Source organism: Streptomyces griseorubiginosus (assembly GCF_017614965.1).
Classification (GTDB): domain Bacteria; phylum Actinomycetota; class Actinomycetes; order Streptomycetales; family Streptomycetaceae; genus Streptomyces; species Streptomyces griseorubiginosus_B.
On the sequence record NZ_WVUG01000647.1, the window covers coordinates 1 to 1381 of the forward strand.

The following is a 1381-nucleotide window of genomic DNA, read 5'->3' on the forward strand; positions in this document are numbered from 1 at the left end:
GTCCTCACCGCACTCGGTTCGCCCACCGCGGTCCGCGAGGCCCGAACGCCCTCCCTGCTGCGAGCACAGGGGCCCGCCACCCCCGAACTCCCGCTGCCCGTCCATGTCCTCGACCAGCCGGCCCAGGACGGCGCCTCCGTCACCCGGCTCGCCGGGTGGCGCTTCCTCATCCGCTGCGGCGACCGCGCGGTGGCCGCGGCGGAGACCATGCTGACCGCGGACGGCTGGGCCTTCTCACACTTCTTCGAAGGGCCCTACATCGCCTCCACCGAGCGCGCGCTGCGCCAGGCCGAGACCATGAAACAGTCGTACCAGCCACGCCTGCTGTCGGTACCGAGCCTGTACATGCTCACGCTCTGGCTGCACGGCGACTGCACCGCCGACGCCTCCACCGGCCACCCCGCCCCGACCGACCTGCTCGTCCCGCTCGCGCCCGCGCCGCCCGGCATCGCGGCCCACCGCCCGCTCCGCGTCGCCGAGCTGCTTCCCGTGCTGAGCCATCGGGTGACTGCGGTTCCGCTGCTCGGCCAGATCGCCTGACATCCCCTTCCGCCGACCCGCCCGTACCCCGTCGCCGCATTCCCGGTGACGGGGTACGACGCTGTTCGGCTCCGCATTCCGCTCGTACGAGCAATTGACTGCTCGTAAGAGCCGAGAAACGCCTTCCGGCCTGGACGGACTAGCCCTATCCGACCACCGTGAACCACCCGAAGTGACAGTGCAGTTGGAGTGAACCGTCCGCCCATCGGATGCGTCATCAACCTGTGAAGAAGTGGTGCGTCGAAATGCCTGCGGATTGACGTCCGTGGGGCAACACTGGACTGGACCGAATTATCACAACGGGGGGCGGCCATGGACGACACGTCAAGCCGCGTGACAGACACGACAGCCATCACACACACGACGACCCAGCGAAAGATCCCACCAATGTGCCAGCACCAGCCGCCGTGCCCTTCAGCCGACTCCGCCGACCGGGAATCCGCCCGCCTCGTGGCGCACCACCCGGAGCAGGGGTGGAGCCTGCTGTGCAACGGCGTTCTGCTCTTCGAGGACACCGGTGAGCTCCTGCCCGACGGCCAGATCATCGCCCCGCACCGCAGCCAGGTGATGACCGCCGCCTGAGGCGAGCCCGGGCGACACCGAGCCGTCCGGTGACATCCGGGGCCGGTCGCGGACCTGAACCGCGAGCCGGCCCCTCCGCATGTCCGGCCCCGATCACGGACCGTAGTTACCCTCGCGTACTGAAGTGACGGCATTGACCCGACCCGGATCCGGGGGTGACATCCCCTCCCACGGACGCCCGCTTTCCGGAAGACTTCTGGAAATTTCGCCGCAAGCGTCCAGGGAGGTGGGGGGATTGGCAGCAGACGGGGCCGGGGAG

Annotated in this window: 2 protein-coding genes; both read left to right on the plus strand. The window is 69.2% G+C overall.

Annotation, left to right across the window (positions count from 1 at the left end; all coding sequences use genetic code 11):
- On the plus strand, positions 1-540 hold a 540-nt coding region (locus tag GRC12_RS44475), incomplete at its 5' end, for a hypothetical protein (protein WP_208786101.1).
- A 387-nt stretch (positions 541-927) separates the two neighbouring features.
- On the plus strand, positions 928-1122 hold the full coding sequence (locus GRC12_RS44480) for a DUF5999 family protein (RefSeq protein WP_133047485.1): 195 nt from the start codon (positions 928-930) through the stop codon (positions 1120-1122).
- Positions 1123-1381: the final 259 nt, after the last annotated feature.

Coding starts and splice junctions, on each gene's coding strand:
- GRC12_RS44480 (WP_133047485.1), top strand. CDS start 928: ATGTGCCAGCACCAGCCGCCGTGCCCTTCAGCCGACTCCGCCGACCGG.